This window comes from Paenibacillus sediminis, assembly GCF_017873765.1.
In the GTDB taxonomy this organism is placed as follows: Bacteria; Bacillota; Bacilli; order Paenibacillales; family Paenibacillaceae; genus Paenibacillus_AG; species Paenibacillus_AG sediminis.
On the sequence record NZ_JAGGKP010000005.1, the window covers coordinates 89,815 to 112,400 of the forward strand.

Annotated in this window: 24 protein-coding genes, 6 tRNA genes and 1 pseudogene; 22 read left to right on the top strand and 9 right to left on the bottom strand. The window is 42.1% G+C overall.

What is annotated here, in order from left to right:
- Positions 1-90 precede the first annotated feature (90 nt).
- A complete protein-coding gene (locus J2Z20_RS11405; RefSeq protein ID WP_415640017.1) occupies positions 91-2,304 on the top strand; it encodes a Tex family protein in 2,214 nt (737 codons plus the stop codon).
- Positions 2,305-2,367: 63 nt separating this feature from the next.
- Here the strand turns inward: J2Z20_RS11405 and J2Z20_RS11410 are convergent.
- Positions 2,368-2,533, bottom strand: a pseudogene (locus J2Z20_RS11410) (CGNR zinc finger domain-containing protein); the annotation flags it as partial.
- 83 nt (positions 2,534-2,616) lie between these two features.
- On the opposite strand from J2Z20_RS11410, the gene J2Z20_RS11415 reads away from it, so the two are divergent.
- Positions 2,617-3,099 (top strand): DinB family protein, encoded by a 483-nt coding sequence (locus tag J2Z20_RS11415; RefSeq protein WP_209849884.1) that lies wholly within the window; start codon positions 2,617-2,619, stop codon positions 3,097-3,099.
- Between the two features lie 77 nt (positions 3,100-3,176).
- Here the strand turns inward: J2Z20_RS11415 and cmpA are convergent, their stop codons facing one another.
- Entirely contained in the window at positions 3,177-3,305 is a 129-nt protein-coding gene (cmpA, locus tag J2Z20_RS11420) for a cortex morphogenetic protein CmpA (protein WP_209849887.1), read from the bottom strand.
- 75 nt (positions 3,306-3,380) lie between these two features.
- Positions 3,381-3,731: a hydrolase/acyltransferase gene (locus tag J2Z20_RS11425; RefSeq protein WP_209849890.1), complete on the bottom strand. Its 351-nt coding sequence runs from the start codon at positions 3,729-3,731 to the stop codon at positions 3,381-3,383.
- 116 nt (positions 3,732-3,847) lie between these two features.
- Between J2Z20_RS11425 and J2Z20_RS11430 the strand changes: the two genes are divergently transcribed.
- From J2Z20_RS11430 to J2Z20_RS11455, 6 genes are all read left to right on the top strand, one after another.
- Positions 3,848-4,309 (top strand): SprT family protein, encoded by a 462-nt coding sequence (locus J2Z20_RS11430; RefSeq protein WP_209849893.1) that lies wholly within the window; start codon positions 3,848-3,850, stop codon positions 4,307-4,309.
- Positions 4,310-4,377: 68 nt separating this feature from the next.
- Positions 4,378-4,453 (top strand) — tRNA-Asn (locus J2Z20_RS11435).
- Positions 4,454-4,460: 7 nt separating this feature from the next.
- Positions 4,461-4,552: transfer RNA gene (locus J2Z20_RS11440), tRNA-Ser, on the top strand.
- 175 nt (positions 4,553-4,727) lie between these two features.
- Positions 4,728-4,799, top strand: a tRNA-Glu gene (locus J2Z20_RS11445).
- A gap of 47 nt (positions 4,800-4,846) precedes the next feature.
- Positions 4,847-4,922 (top strand) — tRNA-Lys (locus J2Z20_RS11450).
- Positions 4,923-4,953: 31 nt separating this feature from the next.
- Positions 4,954-5,036 (top strand) — tRNA-Leu (locus J2Z20_RS11455).
- A 72-nt stretch (positions 5,037-5,108) separates the two neighbouring features.
- Here the strand turns inward: J2Z20_RS11455 and J2Z20_RS11460 are convergent.
- On the bottom strand, positions 5,109-5,726 hold the full coding sequence (locus J2Z20_RS11460) for a nitrogen regulation protein NR(II) (RefSeq protein WP_209849896.1): 618 nt from the start codon (positions 5,724-5,726) through the stop codon (positions 5,109-5,111).
- A 211-nt stretch (positions 5,727-5,937) separates the two neighbouring features.
- Between J2Z20_RS11460 and J2Z20_RS11465 the strand changes: the two genes are divergently transcribed.
- Both J2Z20_RS11465 and J2Z20_RS11470 read left to right on the top strand, forming a co-directional pair.
- Positions 5,938-6,315 (top strand): helix-turn-helix domain-containing protein, encoded by a 378-nt coding sequence (locus J2Z20_RS11465; protein WP_209849898.1) that lies wholly within the window; start codon positions 5,938-5,940, stop codon positions 6,313-6,315.
- Between the two features lie 125 nt (positions 6,316-6,440).
- Positions 6,441-6,523 (top strand) — tRNA-Leu (locus J2Z20_RS11470).
- 60 nt (positions 6,524-6,583) lie between these two features.
- On the opposite strand, the gene J2Z20_RS11475 is transcribed toward J2Z20_RS11470, so the two are convergent.
- A complete protein-coding gene (locus tag J2Z20_RS11475; RefSeq protein WP_209850327.1) occupies positions 6,584-7,780 on the bottom strand; it encodes a NupC/NupG family nucleoside CNT transporter in 1,197 nt (398 codons plus the stop codon).
- A 127-nt stretch (positions 7,781-7,907) separates the two neighbouring features.
- Positions 7,908-8,384: a glutathione peroxidase gene (locus J2Z20_RS11480; protein WP_209849901.1), complete on the bottom strand. Its 477-nt coding sequence runs from the start codon at positions 8,382-8,384 to the stop codon at positions 7,908-7,910.
- 376 nt (positions 8,385-8,760) lie between these two features.
- Here J2Z20_RS11480 and J2Z20_RS11485 point away from each other — a divergent pair, with 376 nt between their 5' ends.
- Both J2Z20_RS11485 and J2Z20_RS11490 read left to right on the top strand, forming a co-directional pair.
- Positions 8,761-9,039 carry a hypothetical protein gene (locus tag J2Z20_RS11485; protein ID WP_209849917.1) on the top strand — a complete coding sequence of 93 codons (279 nt, stop codon included), beginning with the start codon at positions 8,761-8,763 and terminating at the stop codon, positions 9,037-9,039.
- 84 nt (positions 9,040-9,123) lie between these two features.
- Complete coding sequence (locus J2Z20_RS11490; RefSeq protein WP_342454302.1) at positions 9,124-9,564, top strand: thiol-disulfide oxidoreductase DCC family protein; 441 nt, start codon at positions 9,124-9,126, stop codon at positions 9,562-9,564.
- 23 nt (positions 9,565-9,587) lie between these two features.
- On the opposite strand, the gene J2Z20_RS11495 is transcribed toward J2Z20_RS11490, so the two are convergent.
- The gene (locus tag J2Z20_RS11495) at positions 9,588-10,367 is read right to left on the bottom strand and encodes a thermonuclease family protein (protein ID WP_209849925.1); all 780 of its coding nucleotides are present in this window, start codon (positions 10,365-10,367) and stop codon (positions 9,588-9,590) included.
- Between the two features lie 252 nt (positions 10,368-10,619).
- Here J2Z20_RS11495 and J2Z20_RS11500 point away from each other — a divergent pair, with 252 nt between their 5' ends.
- Genes J2Z20_RS11500 through J2Z20_RS11545 form a run of 10 tightly spaced genes read left to right on the top strand, consistent with a single transcriptional unit; the run spans position 10,620 to position 21,070 of the window.
- Positions 10,620-11,765, top strand: a complete 1,146-nt coding sequence (locus tag J2Z20_RS11500; RefSeq protein WP_209849928.1) for an AAA family ATPase — start codon at positions 10,620-10,622, stop codon at positions 11,763-11,765.
- Positions 11,765-12,979, top strand: coding sequence for a TadA family conjugal transfer-associated ATPase (locus J2Z20_RS11505; RefSeq protein WP_209850330.1), 1,215 nt, complete (start codon positions 11,765-11,767; stop codon positions 12,977-12,979). Before J2Z20_RS11500 ends, J2Z20_RS11505 begins: the two co-directional genes overlap by 1 nt.
- A 15-nt stretch (positions 12,980-12,994) precedes the next feature.
- Entirely contained in the window at positions 12,995-13,741 is a 747-nt protein-coding gene (locus tag J2Z20_RS11510; RefSeq protein WP_209849931.1) for a type II secretion system F family protein, read from the top strand.
- Positions 13,742-13,753: 12 nt separating this feature from the next.
- Positions 13,754-14,626: a type II secretion system F family protein gene (locus J2Z20_RS11515; protein ID WP_209849934.1), complete on the top strand. Its 873-nt coding sequence runs from the start codon at positions 13,754-13,756 to the stop codon at positions 14,624-14,626.
- An 11-nt stretch (positions 14,627-14,637) separates the two neighbouring features.
- Positions 14,638-14,826, top strand: a complete 189-nt coding sequence (locus J2Z20_RS11520; RefSeq protein WP_209849937.1) for a Flp1 family type IVb pilin — start codon at positions 14,638-14,640, stop codon at positions 14,824-14,826.
- A gap of 6 nt (positions 14,827-14,832) precedes the next feature.
- The gene (locus J2Z20_RS11525) at positions 14,833-15,495 is read left to right on the top strand and encodes a TadE family protein (RefSeq protein ID WP_209849940.1); all 663 of its coding nucleotides are present in this window, start codon (positions 14,833-14,835) and stop codon (positions 15,493-15,495) included.
- A gap of 28 nt (positions 15,496-15,523) precedes the next feature.
- Positions 15,524-17,752, top strand: coding sequence for a TadE/TadG family type IV pilus assembly protein (locus J2Z20_RS11530; RefSeq protein WP_209849942.1), 2,229 nt, complete (start codon positions 15,524-15,526; stop codon positions 17,750-17,752).
- Between the two features lie 10 nt (positions 17,753-17,762).
- On the top strand, positions 17,763-18,779 hold the full coding sequence (locus J2Z20_RS11535; protein WP_245252273.1) for a TadE/TadG family type IV pilus assembly protein: 1,017 nt from the start codon (positions 17,763-17,765) through the stop codon (positions 18,777-18,779).
- Between the two features lie 15 nt (positions 18,780-18,794).
- Positions 18,795-19,301: an A24 family peptidase gene (locus tag J2Z20_RS11540; protein ID WP_209849944.1), complete on the top strand. Its 507-nt coding sequence runs from the start codon at positions 18,795-18,797 to the stop codon at positions 19,299-19,301.
- Between the two features lie 38 nt (positions 19,302-19,339).
- Positions 19,340-21,070, top strand: coding sequence for a DUF6382 domain-containing protein (locus J2Z20_RS11545; protein WP_209849946.1), 1,731 nt, complete (start codon positions 19,340-19,342; stop codon positions 21,068-21,070).
- Positions 21,071-21,083: 13 nt separating this feature from the next.
- On the opposite strand, the gene J2Z20_RS11550 is transcribed toward J2Z20_RS11545, so the two are convergent.
- Together J2Z20_RS11550 and J2Z20_RS11555 are read right to left on the bottom strand one after the other, a co-directional pair.
- Complete coding sequence (locus tag J2Z20_RS11550; protein WP_209849948.1) at positions 21,084-21,995, bottom strand: TIGR01777 family oxidoreductase; 912 nt, start codon at positions 21,993-21,995, stop codon at positions 21,084-21,086.
- Positions 21,996-22,090: 95 nt separating this feature from the next.
- Positions 22,091-22,558: a DUF2621 domain-containing protein gene (locus J2Z20_RS11555; protein WP_209849950.1), complete on the bottom strand. Its 468-nt coding sequence runs from the start codon at positions 22,556-22,558 to the stop codon at positions 22,091-22,093.
- Positions 22,559-22,586 lie beyond the last annotated feature (28 nt).

Here is a 22,586-nt window from a genome sequence, read left to right on the forward strand (position 1 = left end):
GGCTCTTCGTCTGGCTTACAGGTGGAAATCTAACTGAAAGTTTGTGATAATAGGTAAAGCCCGAGTTTTATGAAGAAAGAGGGATAATCATTGTCAGAGCAAGAAACAGTTTTAGAAATGAATGAAGAACGAATGAAAGCAGAAGAGCAGGAGCGAATTATTAAACAAACCGCTAAGGAGTTAGAGATTTCCTTAAAGCAAATTCGCACAACAGTAACGCTCCTTGATGAAGGCAACACCATTCCGTTTATTGCACGGTACAGGAAGGAAATGACAGGGGAGCTTGATGAGAATCAGCTTCGTGCGATTGAAGAGCGTGTATCCTATTTACGTAACTTAGAAGAGCGTAAACGGGAAGTCATCCGCATTATAGAAGAACAAGGAAAATTAACTGAAGAGCTTAAATCATCCATTGTAAATGCAGTTAAATTGCAAGAAGTAGAGGATTTATATCGTCCATATCGTCAGAAACGCAAGACACGTGCCAGCGTTGCTAAAGAGAAAGGTCTTGAACCGTTAGCGAATTGGATCTGGGAGCAGCCTAAGCAAGGAGATCTAAACTCAGAAGCAGCGAAATTCATTGATGCAGAGAAAGGTGTAGAAACCGCTGAGGATGCCATTCAAGGCGCAATGGATATATTAGCAGAGCAAATTGCTGATGATGCGAACATTCGTGCTTGGGTGCGCCGATATACTTTCGATCACGGTATGATTCGTTCAGAAGCGAAGGATGCTGAACAGGAATCGGTATATGAGATGTACTACAACTATAGCGAGCTTGCTAAAAAAATGCCACCGCACCGTATTTTGGCAATCAATCGCGGTGAACGCGAAAATGTGCTGAAAGTTACGTTAGAAGCGGCGCCAGAATTCGTATATCGCTATATTGCAGGTCAAGTGATCAAGGGGCAATCCAGTGTAGAATCGGTAATAACTGCAGTGATCGAGGATGCCTATAAGCGTCTGATTGCTCCTTCAATTGAACGTGAGGTACGCGCAGAGCTGACGGAAAAGGCTGAAAAACATGCGATTTCCATTTTTGCAGCGAACTTGCGTAATTTGCTGCTTCAACCTCCAGTGAAGGGCAAATGTGTGATGGGGGTTGACCCTGCCTATCGAACGGGCTGTAAGATTGCAGTCGTTGATGAGACAGGCAAACTGCTTGAAGTCGCGGTAACGTATCCGACGCCGCCGAACAATAAGAAGGCTGAGGCCAGCGCGATTATTAATGGACTCATTGACAAATATGGCGTTGAACTGATTGTTATCGGTAACGGTACAGCCTCTCGTGAGACAGAACAGTTCATTGCTGAACTGATTGCGGAGCGCAAAGGGGACGAACTCGCATATATTATCGTCAGCGAAGCGGGAGCCAGTGTCTATTCAGCTTCCAAACTGGCTCAGGAGGAATTTCCTGATCTCGATGTAGCGGAACGAAGTGCTGCTTCTATCGCACGCCGTCTGCAAGACCCGCTTGCTGAGCTTGTCAAAATTGATCCAAAAGCCATAGGCGTAGGTCAATACCAGCATGACGTCTCGCAGAAACATCTGGAAGAGAGTCTAAAAGCTGTCGTAGAGTCTGCCGTTAACCATGTTGGTGTTGACGTAAATACGGCTTCTTCTTCACTCCTGTCCTATGTATCAGGTATTAATGCAACGATTGCTAAAAATATTGTGAAATTCCGTGAAGAGAACGGCAAATTTACTAATCGCAAACAGCTTCAGAAGGTTCCGCGTCTAGGTGCGAAAACGTTCGAGCAGTGCGTAGGTTTCTTGCGAATTACAGATGGAGACAATCCGCTCGACAGCACGCCGATTCACCCTGAGTCTTACGATGTAGTGGATCGCTTGTTCACGGAGCTTAAGCTTTCGCTTGATCAGCTGAATACGAAAGAAGCAGCTGCCGCTCTAGAGAAGCTTTCACCAGAACAAATGGCCGAGAAGCTTGATGTAGGCGTGCCTACGCTGCGCGATATTGTTGAAAGCTTACAGCGACCTGGCAGAGACCCGCGTGAAGAGTTGCCGCTTCCAATTTTCCGGACAGATGTGCTGAAAATTGAAGATCTCGTGCCTGGTATGCAGCTTCAAGGAACGGTGCGCAACGTGATTGATTTTGGGGCATTTGTTGATATCGGCATTAAAAGTGATGGATTAGTACACATTTCTGAGCTTAGCGATAACTACGTGAAGCATCCGATGGATGTCGTATCTGTTGGAGATACCGTAACGGTATGGGTACTGAACGTTGATGTGAAAAAAGGCCGCGTAGGTCTGACGATGAAGAAGCCAGCTAACTTGGCATAAGCCTGAATCAGATGTAACCAAAAAATCTCGGGTAAATCACATTCTGTGATAGCCCGAGATTTTTTAGTTGTCATTTATTGATTTTGCTTCCTTCTGGCGCTCACGGAAACGGCGTACCTTCTTTAAATTGCCGCACAATTTATGATCAGAGAACCTTTTTTGACCAGTTGCGGGTATCGTCGTAGTACACCCAAAGGCAATCGGGGTCCTCGCATATTTTAATTCTTGTGAGTTAATGTTAAATTATGGATGTAATATTCGAATATTATTTTAGTGGTTACATATTCTAAGGGTTTGATTGGAGGTAACGGCATGGGTAAATTGGAATTGCTGCTTCGAAAATGGGATCAATGCTACGATCAGGAAGATTGGTATCCCCCGCTAGCCGACGCGATTAAAGGGATTACTAAAGAACAGGCACAGTGGCGTCCACAGGGAGAAGCGTCCAACACCATTTGGGAGACGGTAAATCATTTGCTTTATTACAAGGAGCGATTTTTAAAGAGATTAAAGAATGAGGAGCAGGAAGAACATTTAGGGAATGACGATACTTTTGCTGCAGCATCGAACGGAATGGGCTGGCAAGAGGCAGGAGCACGCTTGAAAGCGGTGCATATGGAGATTCGTGAACTGCTTGCAGGTCTAAACGATGATGATGTAGATCGGCCGCTCCCTAATGTCACCATTGCGGAGCAAGCTGCTAGTCTGATTGCTCATGATGCGTATCATACAGGCCAAATTATACTCATACGCAAGCTGCAAGGATCATGGCCAGCTCGTCGCAGTTATGAGTAACCCATAAACCCTAAGCAAATAAAATAAGCATGAAACAAGCCGGTCCTCGTGACCGGCTTTACATTAGTTCACTTCATTTATTTGACTTCGGTATGACGACCAGGTTGATTATGATAGTAAAACCAGCATTCATTAAGTAATCGGATTTGATATCTGTCTTTCTTATGAAATGCACGCATCAATTGATTACAGAGCCACTGCGGCAAGGGGCATCTCCTCCTCAAGCAAACCCATCTGTAAGGTTAGCATATGGGGAAATGCCCCAATTGGTGCAGGTCCGGTTAAGCTAATTCTTCATCATACCATTGTTCTAATTGTGCTTGGAGCGCTCGAATTTCAGTTAATAATGAAATTAGTGGATAATGGCTCTCGTGGATCGACGCGAAAGCGCGTTCAAGTTCATTAATATATTCCAAACCACTGATGATTGCATAATCTTCCTGTAGTAATTCTAACTGATCACATTCTGCAATCGCTTTTGGCAGCCTGGGAACTTGCTTCGCAGTCAGCTTGCTAATTTCTTTGTTCAGCCGTAAATGAAGTGCACTCAGTTGATATGCGTGATCCGCAGGCATTTCTACAAATTGCAAATCGTGACCATCCTGTAAAATGACATAACGAATTGTCGTCATCTGCCCTAGCCAATCTCCCTCCATACATTTCTACTTGACAGTGTAGCGTAAGAAGAAGTTAAAATTCAAGTAATCATTGGAAAAGTCAAGCTGGAGAGAACAAAGGGAGAAGCATGATGACAAATGAAGAACTGCAAGCCTGGGTCGAAAATATTTCCTTAAAGAGTTTTGGTTTGCCGTTTCGACACAAGGCCAAATTCAATGCGCGTCTACGAACAACGGGTGGCCGTTACTTCATGAAAACGCACAATATAGAAATTAACCCCCACCAACTTAATGCATATGGTGAGGCTGAAGTCGAGAAAATTATTAAGCATGAGCTTTGCCACTATCACTTGCATTTAGCCAAAAAGGGATATCAGCACCGTGATCCAGACTTCAAGGCGCTTCTTAAACAAGTTGGAGGCAGCCGTTACTGCAAGTCACTGCCTGATCAGGGCAAGAAAAGGGTCTTGCCGTACCGATACAAACTGGTTTGTCAAACTTGCAAAACGGTATATATGCGCAAAAGAAAAGTGGATCCGCGCCGCTATCGCTGCGGCAAATGCAGGGGAGAGCTTAAGTTAACGACGGTATAGTTGGTGCTGACTTTGGGTTGACTTTAAGGACAAATCGTGATAAATTATTAACTGTTCACACTTAATGTTCCCTGATAGCTCAGTTGGTAGAGCACTCGACTGTTAATCGAGTTGTCACAGGTTCGAGTCCTGTTCGGGGAGCCATTTTCTTGGAGAGATACCCAAGTGGCTATAAGGGGACCCTCTGCTAAGGGGTTAGACTGCGTAAGTGGTGCGAGGGTTCGAATCCCTCTCTCTCCGCCATACATAATATGATAAAAGAAGCCTTACAGGCTTCTTTTTTGTTGTTTGATTGCCAGACAATGATTGGTTGAAAATACCACATCAAAGTAACCGAAAAATATTAAAAAAGTGCTTGTCAGCTTGTTTGTTTTTTGCTATACTCATTCTTGTCGTCCGCAAGGAGACATAATAATATGGCCCGTTGGTCAAGGGGTTAAGACACCTCCCTTTCACGGAGGTAACAGGGGTTCGAATCCCCTACGGGTCATTATTTGCTTCATTGTCAAAATGGCATGCATCTTTGGAATTCATCAAGAGCCATTAGCTCAGTTGGTAGAGCACCTGACTTTTAATCAGGGTGTCGAAGGTTCGAGTCCTTCATGGCTCACCATTTTAGATGAGGCACCTGAAACTTAATATGTGCGGTCGTGGTGGAATGGCAGACACGCTATCTTGAGGGGGTAGTGGGCGTACGCCCGTGGAGGTTCGAGTCCTCTCGACCGCATACAGATGAAAATGTTAACCTTGAATGAATGGAATTCAAGGTTTTTTTATTTTCTAAGAACCTAAAATATTGTTAATCCAAAGCTGATGAATACTTAGGATAATGTCTTCTAATGCAGTCGGGGCAGATATCGTGGGTAAATTCTACATGGGTGTGTTTCTCGATATAACTTTCTACGGAGTTCCATTCATCTTGTTCATCACGAATTCGTTTGCAAACAGCACATATGGGCAGCAGTCCTCGCAGGGTTCGGATTTGAGACGCCGCATCCATCAGTTCCTGTTCGAGTAATTTCGTTTTTGTAATATTGAAATACGAAACCGTAATTCCTTTAACCTGCCCATTTTCAGCTTGCTTTAGCGGTGAAGCTTCGATCAGAAACCATGTCTGTTCTGCACCCATTGGGAGGCTAATTTCCACCGAGAAATATGAAATGTTTTTATTTAAAACAGCATCAAAGCCGTTCAAAACTTCTATTGTTTCCGTATCGTTGCCTCGTACAGAACACTTATAGTATTCGAAAAAATTGGTGCCAACCCAATTGTAGCTTGAAGGCACTCCCCACTGAATGGTCAATGATACCCATGCTCGGTTGAAGGAATGAATAAATCCTTTCGGATCGATGACAATAATTCCTTGTCTCAGAGAATGGATGACTTCATCACACAAAAACAAGTTAGATTCAGGCAAAATACAGTCGCTCCTCGCGTCGATATAATGAATTGGAAGTGACTTACTTATACTTTGAATAAAGCGGTATGCTATAATTTGAGTTGACTGCTTTAACAAAATAATGTTGACATAATTAAAAATATTATATACGTAACGACGTCATTTTACAAGCTAAATAATACGAACATACGTCATATATTACTACAAATGTTGGAAGGCGGTCGACAGAATGCAATCGATCTATGAACGTATCGAATTATTAATCGAAGCAAGGAACATGACCAAGAAAGCTTTCTGTGAACAGCTTGGAATTAGTACTGGCAACTTAGGGGATTGGAAAAGAGGCAAATCAACTCCGAGCACGAACAAACTTGTTGAAATCGCATCATTCTTTAATGTTAGCTTGGACTGGCTTATTATCGGTCGCGACCCCAAAGCAGAAATCATAAACGATATGAAGGAACGATATTGTCCGGATGCAATGAAGCAACTGAATATCCAAAATGATGATCTGTCTGAACAGGAAATACAATTCATTCGTGAATATATTGAATTTGTAAAATATAGAAAACGAAAAGGCAAGCTAAAGGAAGACGACCTTAATTAGACAAAACTGAGCGCTCCCGCTGTGTGTCCTTACATATTAGGAGGCGCTCCTTTACCATATATTTCATCTTTACTTTTGTGAACAGCAAATGTATAATAGGGAATGTTCTCTGAATTACTTAATGAGCGGTCGTGGTGGAATGGCAGACACGCTATCTTGAGGGGGTAGTGGGCGTACGCCCGTGGAGGTTCGAGTCCTCTCGACCGCATTGAAATGATGCAAAAAATCCTTGCCGGTGGGCAAGGATTTTTTTGTGTTTTTCAGACGATTACCAGACAAACAAACCTACCACCATTGCCGTTAGGAAGGAAACTAAAATCCCCGAAACTAACAGCCTCCACGTATTTTTGGCGATAAAATCTGATTTTTCTTCATTAAATAATGCCTTTACGCTCCCTAAAATAATTCCAACCGTTGAAAAATTACAGAAGGAAACGAGAAAGGTAGAAATTACGGCTTCTGTATGTCTGTTCAGTGTATGCAGAATGGGATGCAGATGTCCCATCGCCACAAATTCATTGGTAGCTAATTTTTCCCCCATGAACTGAGCTGTTGTAAAGATTTGAGACGGGGTGACACCCATAAGAAAAGTGAACGGAGAGAAAACAACAGCTAAAATATTTTCAAATGAAGCATTTTTATAAATTAGCCCTAAAATGCTGTTGATACAGTCAATTAGAGCAATGTAACCGAGAAGAGCTGCAGCAATAATAAGAGCGAGCTTCCCGCCAGTTAACATACTCCCTGTTATAAAATCAAAGAAATTTTTCTTCTCTGCTTTCGTTGGTCTATATACAATATCTTCCTCTTTAGTTACTTTATAAGGATTCAGCAGCGAAGTAATAATTAGTGCCCCAACCGCATTTAATGGTATAGCGATCAAGACATAAGTCGGGTTAATGAGCTGCATGTAAGCACCCAGAACACTGACGCTAATACAGGACATGCCGAGCATACAAGCGGTTAGCAGCCGCTTATCGTTCATTCTGCTGAGCTGATCCCGCGTTATAGCAAGCACCTCATTATTTCCTAGAAACATAACTTGAGTGGCGAAGAAACTTTCAAACCGAGGTGTTCTTGTTACTTTGGACAAAACCCATCCGATGCTGTTGATCAGAGCTGGAAGAATACCGAAATAGGTGAGAATATCAAAAAAGGCAACAATAAATATAATCGGCATCAAAACGGTGATAAAGAACGACCCTGTCCCGTCTTTGCCAACAAGATCCGCAAAAACAAACTGAATCCCAGACATCGAACAATGTATAAGCCATAAGAAAAATTTCGATATGACTTGAATGATTTGTCCGCCAATCGCTGTAGACAGCATAAACCACGTAATCAATATTTGAATGGCAAACATCACTCCAACTGCCCTAAGATCTACTTTTCTTCGATCGATCGAACAAAAATACGCTATTGCCAATACAACGACAATTCCAATCAAATTAATAATTAGAAACATGGTTGACGCCCCTTTTTTAGTCAATAAGCTTATTTTTCTCCTATTTAGAAGAAGCTTATTCCGACTAACGACTCTAAAAGGAGCTTATATGTAAAAAATCCTTGCTTCATAGCAAGGATTTACTTCGTTATAACAATGCTTTAATTTTGTTCTCGAATTTAGCTGGTTCCGTGTTCGGAGCAAAACGGTCAACGACTTTTCCATTTCGGTCCACAAGAAATTTAGTGAAATTCCACTTGATCGATTTTGAGCCTAGAATGCCAGGCGCTTCTTCTGATAAATATTTGAAGAGAGGGTGAGCGTTGCTGCCTTTTACATCAATTTTCTCGAACATTGGGAAGGATACTCCGTAGTTTAATTCACAAAATTCAGCGATTTCTTCGTTGCTTCCAGGCTCTTGTTCGTTAAACTGATTGCTCGGGAAACCTAATATTTCAAGGCCCTGATCATGATATTTATTATATAATTCCTGCAAACCTTTATACTGCGGTGTAAATCCGCATTTGCTCGCCGTGTTCACAATGAGAAGCACTTTGCCTTTGTATTCCGAAAGATCTTTTTCCTCATGACGAATTGTTGTTACTTTATAATCGTAAATGCTCATATGCCGAACTTCCCTCCCTTAAATAAATTTTATACAATTTAATTTTACAAAATAAAAATCAAATGTCAAATGTAAACAACTTTATACTTGAGGCCTGTAACAATAATTGCAACTTTTCCGATGCTTATCCGTTATTACTCATAAAATAAAATTACGGAAGGGGATTGCTTACGCGTTGAAGTATTCAATCCGAATATTTTAGAAGGCAAGAAACGCGGTCAGCTAGGTTCTGTGCTTGATATTCTCTTTGGCGGTTAATCGAGCAAATGCGACAAGAAATATCTAAATTTTGAGATGAGTTGACATCATGCTGAAAATTCATTAATATGTCTAAGTACTTAAGGTGCGTTGAAATTTATGATAATGGGTGATGCATATGTCCTACAGACCGAATATAACGAACTTGAAACTGGCCAGCAGTAATGAAAAAGACGGATTATATGAGTTTATTATTACGATGGCTGACGGAACGGAGTGTCGCTCAGTTTTTCACCGTCATCCTAAATGGAAAATGACAGCTATTAGCCGTTTGCTGAATATACCTTGTCCTGTATGCCGCAAAGATTTTATTTGCAAATGTATGGAGAAATATGTTGGTGACTTGGAACAGCAAATTGAAGATCATAAGTGGATCGAGAAAGCGATTGCGCAGTAATTATTTAACAAGATAGATCGGAACATGAAAACGCGGAAGATAAATCTTCCGCGTTTTTTGCTACAGCATTGGGGGCGATCGGCAGTGATAACGAATCAACTGAAAGCAGATAAGCAATCATCAGATTATTATTCTATTGTGCTCATTGATGGTGTATGTCATTTATGTCAGTGGATAACCCGGTTTATCATTTTGCGGGATCCTAGACATAAGTTTCGCTTTGCGTCGATTCAGTCGGAGTTTGGGCAGCGGCTGCTTGACGAGAAAGGTTATTCCGCGGACCCGCTAGCATCGTTCATACTGATAGAAAATGGAACGATCTATACGCATTCCACAGGCGCTCTTCGAATTGCTAGATCATTGTCGTTCCCTTGGCCGCTAGCTTGTGTATTCATTATTGTGCCTCGATTTATTCGCGATAGAGTATACCGTTACATTGCTCGGAATCGCTACCGCTGGTTCGGGAAAGATGAACAGTGTTTAGTACCGACCCCCGACATGAAAGATCGTTTTCTGTCACAATAAAATGTCCGCCGTTATTTGTTCGATTAGCGAGGTGCGTGAAAGCCAGCCGACAAAGCTTCTTTTTCGGAGCAAAACCATACTTCCGGTTTCGTGTTATCATACGAGGGAGAGCTGGGGGTATGATAAATTTTGTCCCCTTTTGCATTGATATTGCCTTTAATTTTGCATCCATTGGAAGGCTTGACCGGAGTGGTGTGTGCTCCTTTATTGTCTCCCCCAGTCGTTTGCGAGGATATCATATTGTGAATTGTAGACCTCTTAGTCCTCATAACCTCGGGATGGAATCCGTTATCCTGCGCATAGTTTTCAATCTGCCATATTCCGATCCGCTTTTTCTGACTTTCCTTTTGAATCGCTTCAAAGCGGTCTACATATCGAACGTTTGGCGGATAAATGTAGGCTACGCGCGCGAGACCTTTTTCAAGCAGTGATTCTTGCAGCATTTTCCCATCAACATATACATAAGCGAGCAGTCTGGAATATTTATCATGGTTCGGTCCAATATCAAATTCCAGTTCGAGGGTGTTCGCGCCTTCAACCATTTTTTTCGTAAAAGACTTAGCTTCTTGCCCGAAGGGCTGTTCGCCAAGCTTGGGGTGGGATGTCTCTGGTGTATCAATCAGCAGAAACCGCACGGTTCGGGGCTTCCCATTGTAAATGACACTGATCGTATCGCCGTCAATGGCGTGATCTAGTTTGACAGGAACTCTTTTAATATGAAGGTCTTCTTTCGCAGAGGTACTGCAGCCAGTAACCAGGAAAATGGTTAGAAAAAATACGCTGAGAAGTCGAATGAATTTCATGTTGTCACACTCCGAATTAGATGTAAATGATGCTATATTATAGCATGAATAGCGAATGTATGTTTGGCAATGTTAAATTGAATAGTGTCATATATTATTCTGTAAAATATTTGTTGATAACCAAATATGGTTTATGTTATTCTAGCTGTAAAAATATTGTAGCTAACGGAAGCACCGTTCAATATACTGCGATCAGCGCAGTTTTTGACGGTGCTTTTTTTTGTTGTCTGATCGAGGAAGGAGATATGACGGATGGTTCCCATTAAAGTGGTGTTGGCTGTACAAGATGATCAGTACATCGAGCCGTTTCTGCATTACGTTCACAGCAGTGAGTACAGCGATCGTCTAAGGATAAGCGCTTTTTCTCATATAGATTCTTTTATCGAATGTATATCAGGAACCGACAAACCTGATTTCATTGTTGCCGAATCTCATTTTGTAGAACAGATGGAGAACGAAGGATCGTCTCTTCCATATGTGATGTTAAGTGAAAGCGACAAAGGAACGACTCAGGGAAAAGAGTTGAACAAATATCAACCTCTAAATCTTCTTCTGGATGCAGTAATCGAAGCTTATAAGGGGCAGTCATCGATTGTAAGGGCAAGCAATGAACGAAAAGCGGCTATAATAGCTGTTTATTCTGCAATAGGCGGAAGCGGCAAGACAACGGTCGCTCTTAACATGGCGAAGCAACTTGGATTTCAAGGGTTGAATGTTTTTTATTTGAATTTAGAAACGGTGAACAGTGCTGCCCTATATTCTCTTGAGAGCGAAGGTTCTCGCACTGGAAAAGGTTTATCCAGACTACTGTATGATCTTACAGCGGCGGAAGAAGGGCAGGATTGCTCGGCACTTTCTGTACAGCCTTATGTTGTAACTCAAGAGGCGTTGAGAAGTGATATCTTTGAACCACTTGGCAATCTGAAAGAGCTGCTGCAGATGAATAAGGAAGATACCGTTCAATTGCTTAATCTAATCGCGACTAATGGTTCTTATGATGTCGTTATTGTGGATGTGGATTCATTGCCTCATGAGAGAGTTGACGCAGTGTTAGAGCATTGTGATGATCTCATATGGCTGTTGCTTGATGATTTCATAAGCATGTTCAAGTCTAGTAAGTGGCTCGATTATTTGGCACGAGTGGATGGACAGGCATATGCAAGATTGTTTCACAAGACGAGATTTATTGTGAATCGCTATGTTGGGAATTTGGCTAATCAGCCTCCGCATGCAGACATGATTGTAAGTGGAGTTCTTCCTTATATTCCATCTTGGAAGCAAGTAAGTCAGGGGGAGTTGGTTATTAGTTCACCAATCTTTCAGCGTGAAATATTAAAGCTCTGTCACAGCATCATCGGAGAGCGGGCTGGAGTTTTGGCAGGAGGTCATGCCCCTTGATTAATGAGGAGCTGTTCAGAGAACTGCGCAGTGAAATTCGTGCTGGCCTTGACGTAAGGTCGTCTATAGGTGACGAAGAGCTAATCCTTTTCATTGAACAGCGGGTGTTCGGCAACCGTAAGTTGCAAGAGTTAACGGCACATGAGAAACGGACATTGATTCGCAGAGTGTTCAACTCGTTTCGTGGGCTTGATGTGCTGCAGCCGCTAGTTGATGATCGAACCATTACTGAAATTATGATTAACAGTCACGACGAAATCTTTATAGAACAACGAGGAGAAGTTCGCAAATTGCCTGTTCAATTTGAATCCAGAGAAAAGTTGGAGGATATTATTCAGACGATAGTGGCTGGGGTAAATCGAATTGTAAATGAATCGTCTCCCATCGTCGATGCGAGGCTAAAGGACGGTTCGCGTGTCAATATCGTACTGCCGCCGATTGCGCTCAAAGGACCTACGATGACAATTCGTAAATTTCCCGAAAATCCGCTTAGCATGGACGATTTAGTAGAGCTTGGGGCGCTCAGCGATGAGGTGGCTGTCTTTTTGCAGAGACTTGTTCGCAGTAAGTACAACATCTTCATTAGCGGCGGAACGGGGTCAGGGAAGACGACTTTTCTAAATGCATTATCGCAATACATCCCTGCTGACGAAAGAGTCATTACGATTGAAGATTCTGCTGAACTGCAAATCGTAACCGTGCCTAATTTAGTATCTTTGGAGACACGCAACGCCAATACAGAAGGGCGGGGGGGCGTACCCATTCGCGATTTAATTCGTTCTTCCTTGCGGATGAGACCTAATCGAATTGTTGTAGGAGAGGTGCGTGGAAGTGAGGCACTGGATATGTTACAAGCGATGAATACTGGGCATGATGGAAGCTTATCGACTGGGCATAGCAACAGTGTTAAGGATATGGTCAGCCGGCTTGAGACGATGGTGTTAAGTGGAGCCGAACTTCCCATTCAAGTTATCAGGCAGCAAATTAGCTCGGCAATTGATATATTTGTTCACTTATCTAGGCTTCGGGATCGATCGCGCCGAGTTGTGGAAATTTCTGAAGTCATCGAAATGAAGGAAGGAGAAGTTGTACTGAATCCGCTGTACCATTTTCAAGAGGAAGGAGAACGGGACGGACACATTATTGGTAAGCTCGTGTCTACCGGAAATCATCTTCATCATACAGATAAGCTGAGAATGGCAGGGATTTTGTAAGGAGGTAAGGTGATCATGACACTTCAAGATTATACGGTGTATAAGCTTTCAATTCGAGAAAGAACGCTTTGTATCGTCATTGGATCTGCAATCTTTTTTGCTGTAGGATACTTGTTCTATCATCAATGGCTTATTGCTATGATGTTATCTTTCGCTGGGATGCTGGTACCCCGATTTTGGAACAAACATATGCTTAAGCAGCGGAGATCTGCGATGAGTTTACATTTTAAGCAGGCGCTTTATTCACTCTCATCATCTCTTGCAGCAGGGCGATCGGTGGAGAATAGTTTCCGTGAAGCTGCACAGGATTTGAAGATGTTAATTCCGGATTCGGATAATGATCTGATAACGGAGCTACACATAATTTGTACAAAAATGGAGTATGGTCAGCCCATCGAAGAAGCTCTGCAAGATTTCAGCCGCCGGGCAGCGATTGAGGATATAACGAATTTTGCAGATGTATTCACTGCCTGTAAGCGAACAGGGGGAGATTTGGTTGAAGTAGTCCGCCGCACATCGACGATCATCGGAGAGAAACTCGATATTCAGCAGGAGTTATCAGTCATGATGGCCCAAAAACGATTTGAGTCGAAAGCGCTGCTTGCTGCACCTTTCTTATTCCTTATCTTCATGAATTTGACCGCTGCAGATTATATGAAACCCATGTACAGCGGTATTGGTATGGTTGTGTCAACTGTAGGCTTGTTGATGCTAGGAGTTTGCTTCTGGCTCATCAATAAAATCATGAATGTGAAAATATAAAGGGGGCTAACTATGACCTGGGCATTGGTGCTGGTTCTGCTAGTGGGCGGTTGGGTGGTGCTGAATCAGCTTTGCGGGCGAAAATACAACCAGTTTAGATCAATTACTATGGCAGGATTAAAGCTTCAGCAAATATCAGCTCCTTCACTTTTTTTGCTGGACAAGCTGCGCGTATACAACCGTTTACCAGTGCTGTTTTTTAAAATTCAGCGCTCTATTCAAAAGAACTACGGCGTGCAGCACAGAAGTGCGGAAATGACGATCCTTTTCATGGCAGAAATTTTATCGTACAGTTGGTTGCTTGTGACATTGGGCTGCCTTCTCTCTCTCCTGATGAATGGAGAAATAACGGGCTTTGGAATTGGGGTTCTATTAGCTGTGCTTGTTCCGTTCTCCATGATTCAAGATTTGCAGAAGAAGGTTCAGCTGCGTGATCAGGAGATTTTGCTAGAGCTGCCGGAACTGTTAAATAAAATTATTTTGCTTGTTGGGGCTGGTGAAACGGTACAGCAAGCCATCACGCACTGCGCGCGCCAAAAGCAATCCGAAGATAATCATCCATTGTACCGAGAAATATTGAAAATGATTCATGAATGGGAGAGTGGTTATTCGTTTCAACAGTCTTTTGATGCGCTAAGCAAACGATGCGGTATTCAGGAAGTGTCTATATTTACTACGACGGTGCTGCTAAATTACCGAAGAGGCGGCAATGACTTTGTACTGGCACTTCGTGATTTATCCCGTGTGTTATGGGAGAGAAGAAAGGCCATTAGTCGCACGAGAGGAGAGCAAGCTTCGTCAAAATTAGTTTTCCCCATGGTACTTATTTTTTTAGTTGTTCTTTTGTTAGTTGGATCACCTGCTTTTATGATGATGAAAATATAGGAGGGTTATCAATGGTAATGAATATTAATAAGGGTATGAAGCGTTTTTGGAATGAGGAAGACGGAATAGGAACATTAGAGATGATTCTTATTATTGCTGTTATCGTAGCCATTGCTATTTTGTTTAAAAATGAAATTATTGCGATTGTTCGTAAGCTACTTGATAACACAAAAGAAAAAACGAATGATTTTATGAATTAGTGAGCTATGAAAAAGCGCAGCATACTTGATAGTGAGGGAAGTTTCTCCTTAGAGGCTTCCCTTGTCTTTCCGATTGTATTGTTAGTAACGTTTACGTTGTTGTTCTTCTGCGTGTATATGTATCAAAATGCGATATTAGTCCAAGTAGCTTCATCTGCTGCGGAACGTGCGGCGTATAGCTGGGATAACAGTCATAAAGATGCACGTAATGGCTCCTTTGCGAAGGGGGAGTATGATTCTCTCTACTGGCGATTAAGTGACGATCAGATGCTGGGAGCACTCTTTGGTTTCGCTGGAGTTTCATCTAGACAATCTCTTGCATTGCCTGCAGCAGCTTCGCAGAGCGGGGCCTTATCCGTTCAGAAAATAGCGAAAGCGGCATCAGGCATTCCATCTGGAATGAGCGGAGAGATGAGCTATGATCATCAACTGATGCTTCGAAAAGTGAATGTTCATCTTGAACAATTTGTAGATTTACCCGGGATAACGCAGGTAATAGGCGGGAATATGAACAGTGAAGTGAGTTCGGTTGTGACTGAGCCCGTTGAATTTATAAGAACCGTAGAGTTAGTGCGTTATTACGGGGCTAAATTTAAAGGGCAAGGAGGACCTGCCATGAATCAAATAGATGCGGCTGCGGTCATCCGCAAACAGGCAAAAAGCAATTAACAAATCTGCTGTAAAGGGGGAGTGACAAATGTTCAAAAGATGGCGCTCTGAACAAGGGTCGGTATCCATCTTCTTAATGATGATTCTAGCCGTTGTTATTGCTTTCGTTGCTGTATTTATTGATTATGCAAGAATCACCGCCTTTCAAGTTCAAAGTGAAAGATTGTCTCATTCGAGCGTTCGTTCCGTCATGTCGTCTTACGATCCCGCTTTACAGAAGAAATATGGGTTGTTTGCTTTTGGCAGCACCGATCAGAATCAATTGTTAGCTAAAATACTTGATGACAATGTCAATCTAGCAGATAGAAGCGATAGTTTGTCAATTGTTAATGTGTCACTTGACACTTCAACTATCAATCTTGAGCGTCAATTGGGCAATTACGACGTTTTTAATCAACAAATCCGAGAAGAAATGAAATATAAAGCTCCGATTGATTTTACTTTGGAATTAGTACAGAAGTTCAAGCCTATATCACAGGAAATGAAGGAAGCTTCCAATACGGTCGAAGTTCTGAAAAAATTACAAAAGCTATACGATGAGCGTGAAGAGCTCATTGACCAAATGATAGCGGATCAAAGAGAATCAGCCAAAAGTGCAGAACCATTACCTCTTCTTGTGATGGATCCCAAAGGGGAGTCCATTGGAGACGAATCGATAGGAAGTATCAGCTCCGCATCTGATATAGCGGCTCAACATGAAGATTACATTTCAAAAGTAGAGGCCGATCGTGATCGGGACTCGGAAGACCAAATGTATTCAAGTGAGATTTCGGATTATATATTTGGATCTGCCAGACTCATAAATAGGCTGCAAAGGGCAAGTGAAGATACAGCAAATCGTCATGAGCGTCTATTGAACGAAGCGAAGGAACTGATGGATCGAGTTAAGAAACTGAATGAAGAGATGAAGACAATTATTGCAGACGCGGAGAAGCGAGAGGCGACTCAGGGATATGATGCCGTATCTAAGGCAGATGTTCCAGGAAGCAGCTTATCTCCTGATTCTATTGGAAGAGCAAATGATATGATAAAAATCCGTCAAATGAGCGAAAAGCTGATCATATCCGATACACTCCTTACCCAATTAGAAGAGGGTGTAAGTATTCAATCGCAAAATTATACTTCTGTTAACAAGGGAATGATGAGTGTGATCTCCGAGAGCCGTTCCATGTCTTCGATATCAGCGAGTGCGGGTTCTTTAAAAACATCGATCGTAGACACAAGAAAGGATCTTGATCAATATTTACAACAGTATGCTGTATCAGGACCAGAAAACGTGTTAGACCGTACGGAAAAGTCATTAGCAGCATATAGAGCGTCAGATACAGAACGTAAATCCATCGAAAAAACGGTCAAACAGAAACTAAAAAACGTAACAAATATCATTTCACAGCTAAACAAACTTCAAGAAAAGGCTTCGGCGCAGTGGGAAGAGTACACAACATTAAAACAGTACGATGATGAAATCGTTCATTTTAATAAAAGTACGAATACAGAGAGCTCAGGAACTGGTGTCACAGAAGATCCATATGAAGCTGGTGATGAGGCGATGAAAAGTATGGATGGACTGTTCGGCAACATGTCATCACTTTTAACGGGCCTAGGGGATGAGCTTTTTCAAAATGAGTATGCAACGAAGTATTTCTCCCATTTCGATTTTAACAGCTTGCTAAGTACTAATGCATCGGCAGCGAGCATGAAGCTTTCAGAGCAAGTTGTTGACCAGCTTGGTGTTCAAAATCAAGAGCTTGAATATATACTTTATGGTTTTCATAACCCAGTTGGCAATATTATTGCCGCCTATACAGAAGTGTTCAGTACCCGGCTCGCGATTCATACTGTTGAAGGTTTAGTTATGAATCTTAACAAAGGGAATCCGTTATTAATTTTAGCTTCGGCACTGTTATATGCAGTTGAAAAAGCAACTGAAGATATGATCACATTAACCAAAAATGGATCTGTTCAGTTTTCCAAATATATTCCGTTTGAAGTTGATTATAAAGATCATCTCAGATTCTATTTGCTCATTCACAGTAACAACGAATATAAAATGTCACGCATGCTAGCTTTAATTCGGTTTAATACAGGTATTAATCCTGCGGAAAGAGGAACCTATGCTTCCAGTGAAATTCGAACATCGATCAAACTATGGTTTTTGCCAGGGATATTTAAAACGTTTAGCAGTATAGGAGCTTTGCCAGGGGAAGTAAAAGGTAACCGTTATTATTCAACCAAACAAGTATATTTTTCCTATTAAGAGGCTGTCTATGAATAAACGATTATTTCGTCTAGGAAGGCTTAAATCCCATCATGAGGATGGTAATCAGTGTACGCAAGCAGAAGGACAACTTCATAACTCGGAGCGAGGAAGCATGGTGCTTGAAGCGTCGCTTGTACTGCCTATATTTCTATTTTTCATTGTCTTTTTAGTATATATCGTTCAGACGACGCTCGTTTCAACTGCACTGAATACGACTGTATCAGACACGACAAAGGAGATCTCATCACATATGTATATGGTTGCGATTGCTGCAGAAGCCGTTCCTGGTTCGCCATCGTCAGCACCTTTTCTCAATATGAATTTCCCTCAATTGTCTGTTCAGGAGTGGGTAGCTGATTATAGCAGCTTTCTTCCCGAGCCGATTAAAGGGTGGGCTGAAGAAGCTGTTTCCAAAGGTTCTGAGCCGCTCGAACGACTTAAAAATCAAATGTCTGAAGCGGTTTTGGACCCAATTGTAAAACCTATTATGAAGCCGTTTGTTCAAGACAGCATTTTGGACTATGAACGAATTCACGTCTCGAAAGTCATTGTTCCTAACTTTGGTGAACAGAAGAATCCGTATTTCGGTATTCAAGCAAGCTATGAGCTGCCTTTTCGGATTCCTTTTCTTAATAAGAAAATCGTTCTGCAGTCTAAAGCTGTGGAGCGGGTTTGGGTTGGAGACACGGGTGAATTCGCCGTGAACGAGAAAGACAATGGCGAAGATGATCATGGGCGGGTTCAAATTATAGCCAAACCGGAGCCGGCTTATATTGGCCATAATGCAACGATAAAAGTGAAAGTTCAGCCGGGCACCACAGCTGCATTATCTATTTTTTATAAGAGCGGGCAAAGTATTGCCAAGCATTTAGGCAGTCAGCAGGCCGATGAAAATGGTTATATCGAATGGACATGGAGAGTTGGTTCAAATACTACCCCTGGCAGCTGGAAGTTTGTTGTGGAGACAGAGGATGGACAGCATGCCGAAGTCATGTTTGAGGCTCGGAAGAAAAACGGTGAGTAGGAGAGGATGAACGATATGGAATTTGCTTTTTGGGGCTGTTTTATCTTTATTGCAGCGGCATTTATAACTGATATGAAATCTATGAAAATACCAAATGTTATTTCAATGAGTGCTGTTGTTAGCGGACTGTTGTTTGGGTGGATTAACGGAGGATGGGAAGGAGTACTGGTTAGTATAAAAGGTATGGGAGCGGGTTTTGGAATTTTGCTCATGTTATACTTCGTCCGGGCTGTTGGAGCAGGTGATGTTAAGATATTTGCTGGAATTGGAGCATGGACCGGAACGACATTTACGATGCATTCTTTTATGTACTCTATATTATTTGCTGGTCTAATCGGTCTAGTCATCATGCTCTGGCGTCGCGAAGCAGTTATTCGCCTTCGTCTTTTAGCCAGGCGTGTAATTAGTGTAATCATGTTCCGAAATTTTAGTCCGATCACATCTGGACAAAGTGAGCATTTACAATTTCCGTTTATGGTGGCAGTTCTTCCTGGAGTAATTGCAGCCTATTTGTATGTTTAATCTTATTTTTATTTCAGTGTGCAGGGGAGAGGTAAAGGATGGTTAGCTTTCATACGGATTTTATCCAAAATGGCGGAACCTATATGGTATTGCAGCATCCAGAGGGGATTCATACGAAGGAACTAAGTCAGGTGCAATGCGGAATGATTGCTTCTACAAAAATTCCTCATTTGCTGCACCTTAATATTAAGGAGCTCGATTTTAAAGTTACTTTTCAATATGATATTACTGCTAAAAGAATGCTCTCACACTGTCTAAAGAGCGAGAAAATGAATATGACGGAATTTTACACCTTGCTGCTTCAACTTGTAAGTGCACTAGAGGATAGTAAATTATACATGCTCGATCATCATAATTATATTTTGCATGAAGATTATATGTTTATTGATGGTTCCCTACAATTAGGAACACTTTACTTAACTTATGTACCATTACAGAAGCCTATGTCTAATGAAATACAGGAAAGTCTAAATCGGCTTATCTCATTATTTATGACATCGGTATCTCATCTCGAAGGAAACGGACTGCAGCAAATCGTGCAGTTTTGTCGAAATGATTTTTTTACGATTCAAGGCTTAAAGAGTCTGTTGATCCAATTGTTAGCTGGAAATGATAACGAAGAAGCGGCGACTCCCAAATTTAAGATTGAGCTGCAAATGCAGGAAGAAGTTGCAGAAGAGCGTTCCGTAGTACGTTCCATAGATCGTTCTATAAATCGTCCCCTAGATCGTCATGCAGATCATTCAGTTGATCGGTCCATGCCTCATCCTTTTTTCTCGATATCCACAGCGGCATCTTCTGCGAAAATCGAATCAAATGCTGAGCATTCAGAAGCGGAGGAAGATAACCCAAAATCATCTTCGTCTATGAAAACATACGTTACGTTAGGTTGCGTAGTTGGGTCAGTGTTACCTTGGCGGCTAGTATACCTAGAAGCACCCAGTACGGGGACGATGTTTATGTGCGCAGCGATAACAGTCCTATTAGGAATAACGGCAGTTCTGTATTGGATAGGTAAGCTGTCCTTCTTAAGAAATTTTGGAGGTCAGTCAATAAAACAGGTGCCCGTATTTGAATCGATCGATCTAGGTTCTGCTATGTCTTCATCAAAAGGAAAATCTCGATTTGCCGTAGAGAAATTGACTGGATTTATAGATTCGAAACGTAAATCGAATACGAATAAGGAACTGTGGTGCCTGAATGCATCTGAAGCTAAGGAAGAAATTCGTACTGATGACTACAACCTTGCTGAACACTCAATACAAAAGCTGCAAAAGCCGCAAACAAAGCAAAAGCAACAAATACATACTGATGTGGAAGCCATTCGTGAATTCAAAGACCGAAAGAATACGGAAGATTATTATGCTGAACTAAGCTCACGTACAGAAATGCTCTCTTCACCGCGAGGACAAGCGACAGTTATGCTTAAACCAAATTCCAGTAAGGGATCTGCTAGACAGACAACAGCACTATTTCTAGAACGATTAGCGCAAGGTATGAACGAACTTGAGCGAATTGAGCTTCATCATGCGAGCTTTATCATAGGACGTTCATCAGATGTGGCTCAATATGTAGATGAGACAGTGGGCACATCACGAGCTCATGTAGAGCTCATGATTGTTCAAGATGGGTGCCGTATTAAAGACCTGGGCTCTAAGAATGGCACCGTGCTTAGGGGCGAACCGATGGTTCCATACAAAGATTATCCGTTACAGGAAGGTGACACGTTCAACATAGCAGGCACAAGTTATAAGTTATGTTCAGATTGATGATTTGAACAATTCATTTTAGCTTGCCTTCATTTTTTAAATGAGACAGTGCTTCTTCCAGCGTTGGATAGAGGAACTTGAATCCATGCTCCAGGGCAACACGCGGTACAACTCTTTGACCTTCTAGTAAAATGGTCGACATTTCACCGAATAGAATTTTGAACATGAACGAAGGGATAGGGAACCAGTGTGGCCGGCGGTATACTTGGCCAACGATTTTACCAAATTGATCATTCGTTACAGGATGAGGACTGCTGGCGTTCACAGGTCCTGATATATCCTCATTCTTCAAGCAGAAATCGATGAGGCGAACAATATCTTGAATATGAATCCACGACGTCCACTGTTTTCCGCTACCTATTCTTCCACCGACTCCAAGTAGATAGGGTAGCTTCATTAGAGGAAATGCACCACCTTCATTACCTAGGACAAGGCTCACACGAAGCCGGATGACTCTCGTATCTTTAATTCGCTTAGTCTCATCTTCCAATGCTTTGGCTACTTCAGCGGGAAAATTCATGATATGTTCGGATGAAGTCTCGTCAAAAGTCTCAGTCCATGATGTACCGTAGATCGACATCGCGGATGCTTGCACTACGACTTTAGGTTTGTGCTTAAGAGATTGTACGAGCTTAGCGACAGCGCTGACTGTTTGCAGACGCGACTGCATAATCCGTTCTTTTGCTTTTGCTGACCATCTCTGGTTAATGGTCTCTCCGGCCAGATTTACGATCGCCTCGACTCCTTCGAAAGCGTGAGGATCTTTCTCTGCTCGCTGCCAAGTTACGTATGTAATTCCATCGATATTACTATTATGCTTGGTAACTTTTCGAGTAATAACCATTAATTCATGCCCTTCTTTAAGCCAATACTCGACTAGAGCTTTACCCACAAAGCCGGTTCCCCCGCAAATCGCAATTCGCATATACAGATGTTCCTTTCTTATTTGATATTCATTAAAATAGCCCTCCTGCGGACATTTATAAATGCTTCTACAGGAGGGCTTCTTGGTACTGCCAATTATTTATTCAGTAAATGTTGATAAGGCGAATAATCAATTTGATTCTCTTTCAGAAATTTGACGAGAAACTTGTTGTCTCGCTTAGGCGTTGCTACAATATAGCCTTTGATGCAGTGATCGCGAGTCACTTCTGGCGCGCCGCTTTCAATCGCTATTTTTCCGATTTCCGCTGCGATGGAATGTTTAGCGATATCTCGAAACGGCCCTGGTACAGGCTGAACCAATTGGTCGAGGAACGCTTTCGATTCCTCTGTCCACAGCTTCCGACTTTTCTCTACCCAATAATTTTGCCAATCGAGCTTTGATTTACCGTCTGCCTTAGGCAATACTTTTAGAAATTTACGAAACATGAAGTATCCGCCGATGCACATGCTTCCAAGCAGAACAAATGTCCAGAAGGCAATTGTATTCATAAACCAGTGATTTGGTGTTATTGAGAGGAAACCATGTCCAAAATAATGGTTCATATTCTCACCTCAGTAATATGATGACTTT

What these genes read in the sequence shown, in the direction of transcription:
- J2Z20_RS11430 (WP_209849893.1), top strand. Translation starts at nt 3,848, where the DNA reads ATGACAAATGAAGAACTGCAAGCCTGGGTCGAAAATATTTCCTTAAAG.
- J2Z20_RS11475 (WP_209850327.1), bottom strand. Translation starts at nt 7,780, where the DNA reads ATGTTTCTAATTATTAATTTGATTGGAATTGTCGTTGTATTGGCAATA.
- J2Z20_RS11510 (WP_209849931.1), top strand. Translation starts at nt 12,995, where the DNA reads ATGACACTTCAAGATTATACGGTGTATAAGCTTTCAATTCGAGAAAGA.
- J2Z20_RS11545 (WP_209849946.1), top strand. Translation starts at nt 19,340, where the DNA reads ATGGTTAGCTTTCATACGGATTTTATCCAAAATGGCGGAACCTATATG.
- J2Z20_RS11465 (WP_209849898.1), top strand. Translation starts at nt 5,938, where the DNA reads ATGCAATCGATCTATGAACGTATCGAATTATTAATCGAAGCAAGGAAC.
- J2Z20_RS11555 (WP_209849950.1), bottom strand. Translation starts at nt 22,558, where the DNA reads ATGAACCATTATTTTGGACATGGTTTCCTCTCAATAACACCAAATCAC.
- J2Z20_RS11480 (WP_209849901.1), bottom strand. Translation starts at nt 8,384, where the DNA reads ATGAGCATTTACGATTATAAAGTAACAACAATTCGTCATGAGGAAAAA.
- J2Z20_RS11525 (WP_209849940.1), top strand. Translation starts at nt 14,833, where the DNA reads ATGAAAAAGCGCAGCATACTTGATAGTGAGGGAAGTTTCTCCTTAGAG.
- J2Z20_RS11530 (WP_209849942.1), top strand. Translation starts at nt 15,524, where the DNA reads ATGTTCAAAAGATGGCGCTCTGAACAAGGGTCGGTATCCATCTTCTTA.
- J2Z20_RS11485 (WP_209849917.1), top strand. Translation starts at nt 8,761, where the DNA reads ATGTCCTACAGACCGAATATAACGAACTTGAAACTGGCCAGCAGTAAT.
- J2Z20_RS11515 (WP_209849934.1), top strand. Translation starts at nt 13,754, where the DNA reads ATGACCTGGGCATTGGTGCTGGTTCTGCTAGTGGGCGGTTGGGTGGTG.
- J2Z20_RS11415 (WP_209849884.1), top strand. Translation starts at nt 2,617, where the DNA reads ATGGGTAAATTGGAATTGCTGCTTCGAAAATGGGATCAATGCTACGAT.
- J2Z20_RS11520 (WP_209849937.1), top strand. Translation starts at nt 14,638, where the DNA reads ATGGTAATGAATATTAATAAGGGTATGAAGCGTTTTTGGAATGAGGAA.
- J2Z20_RS11540 (WP_209849944.1), top strand. Translation starts at nt 18,795, where the DNA reads ATGGAATTTGCTTTTTGGGGCTGTTTTATCTTTATTGCAGCGGCATTT.
- J2Z20_RS11495 (WP_209849925.1), bottom strand. Translation starts at nt 10,367, where the DNA reads ATGAAATTCATTCGACTTCTCAGCGTATTTTTTCTAACCATTTTCCTG.
- J2Z20_RS11500 (WP_209849928.1), top strand. Translation starts at nt 10,620, where the DNA reads ATGGTTCCCATTAAAGTGGTGTTGGCTGTACAAGATGATCAGTACATC.
- J2Z20_RS11425 (WP_209849890.1), bottom strand. Translation starts at nt 3,731, where the DNA reads ATGACGACAATTCGTTATGTCATTTTACAGGATGGTCACGATTTGCAA.
- J2Z20_RS11535 (WP_245252273.1), top strand. Translation starts at nt 17,763, where the DNA reads ATGAATAAACGATTATTTCGTCTAGGAAGGCTTAAATCCCATCATGAG.
- J2Z20_RS11550 (WP_209849948.1), bottom strand. Translation starts at nt 21,995, where the DNA reads ATGCGAATTGCGATTTGCGGGGGAACCGGCTTTGTGGGTAAAGCTCTA.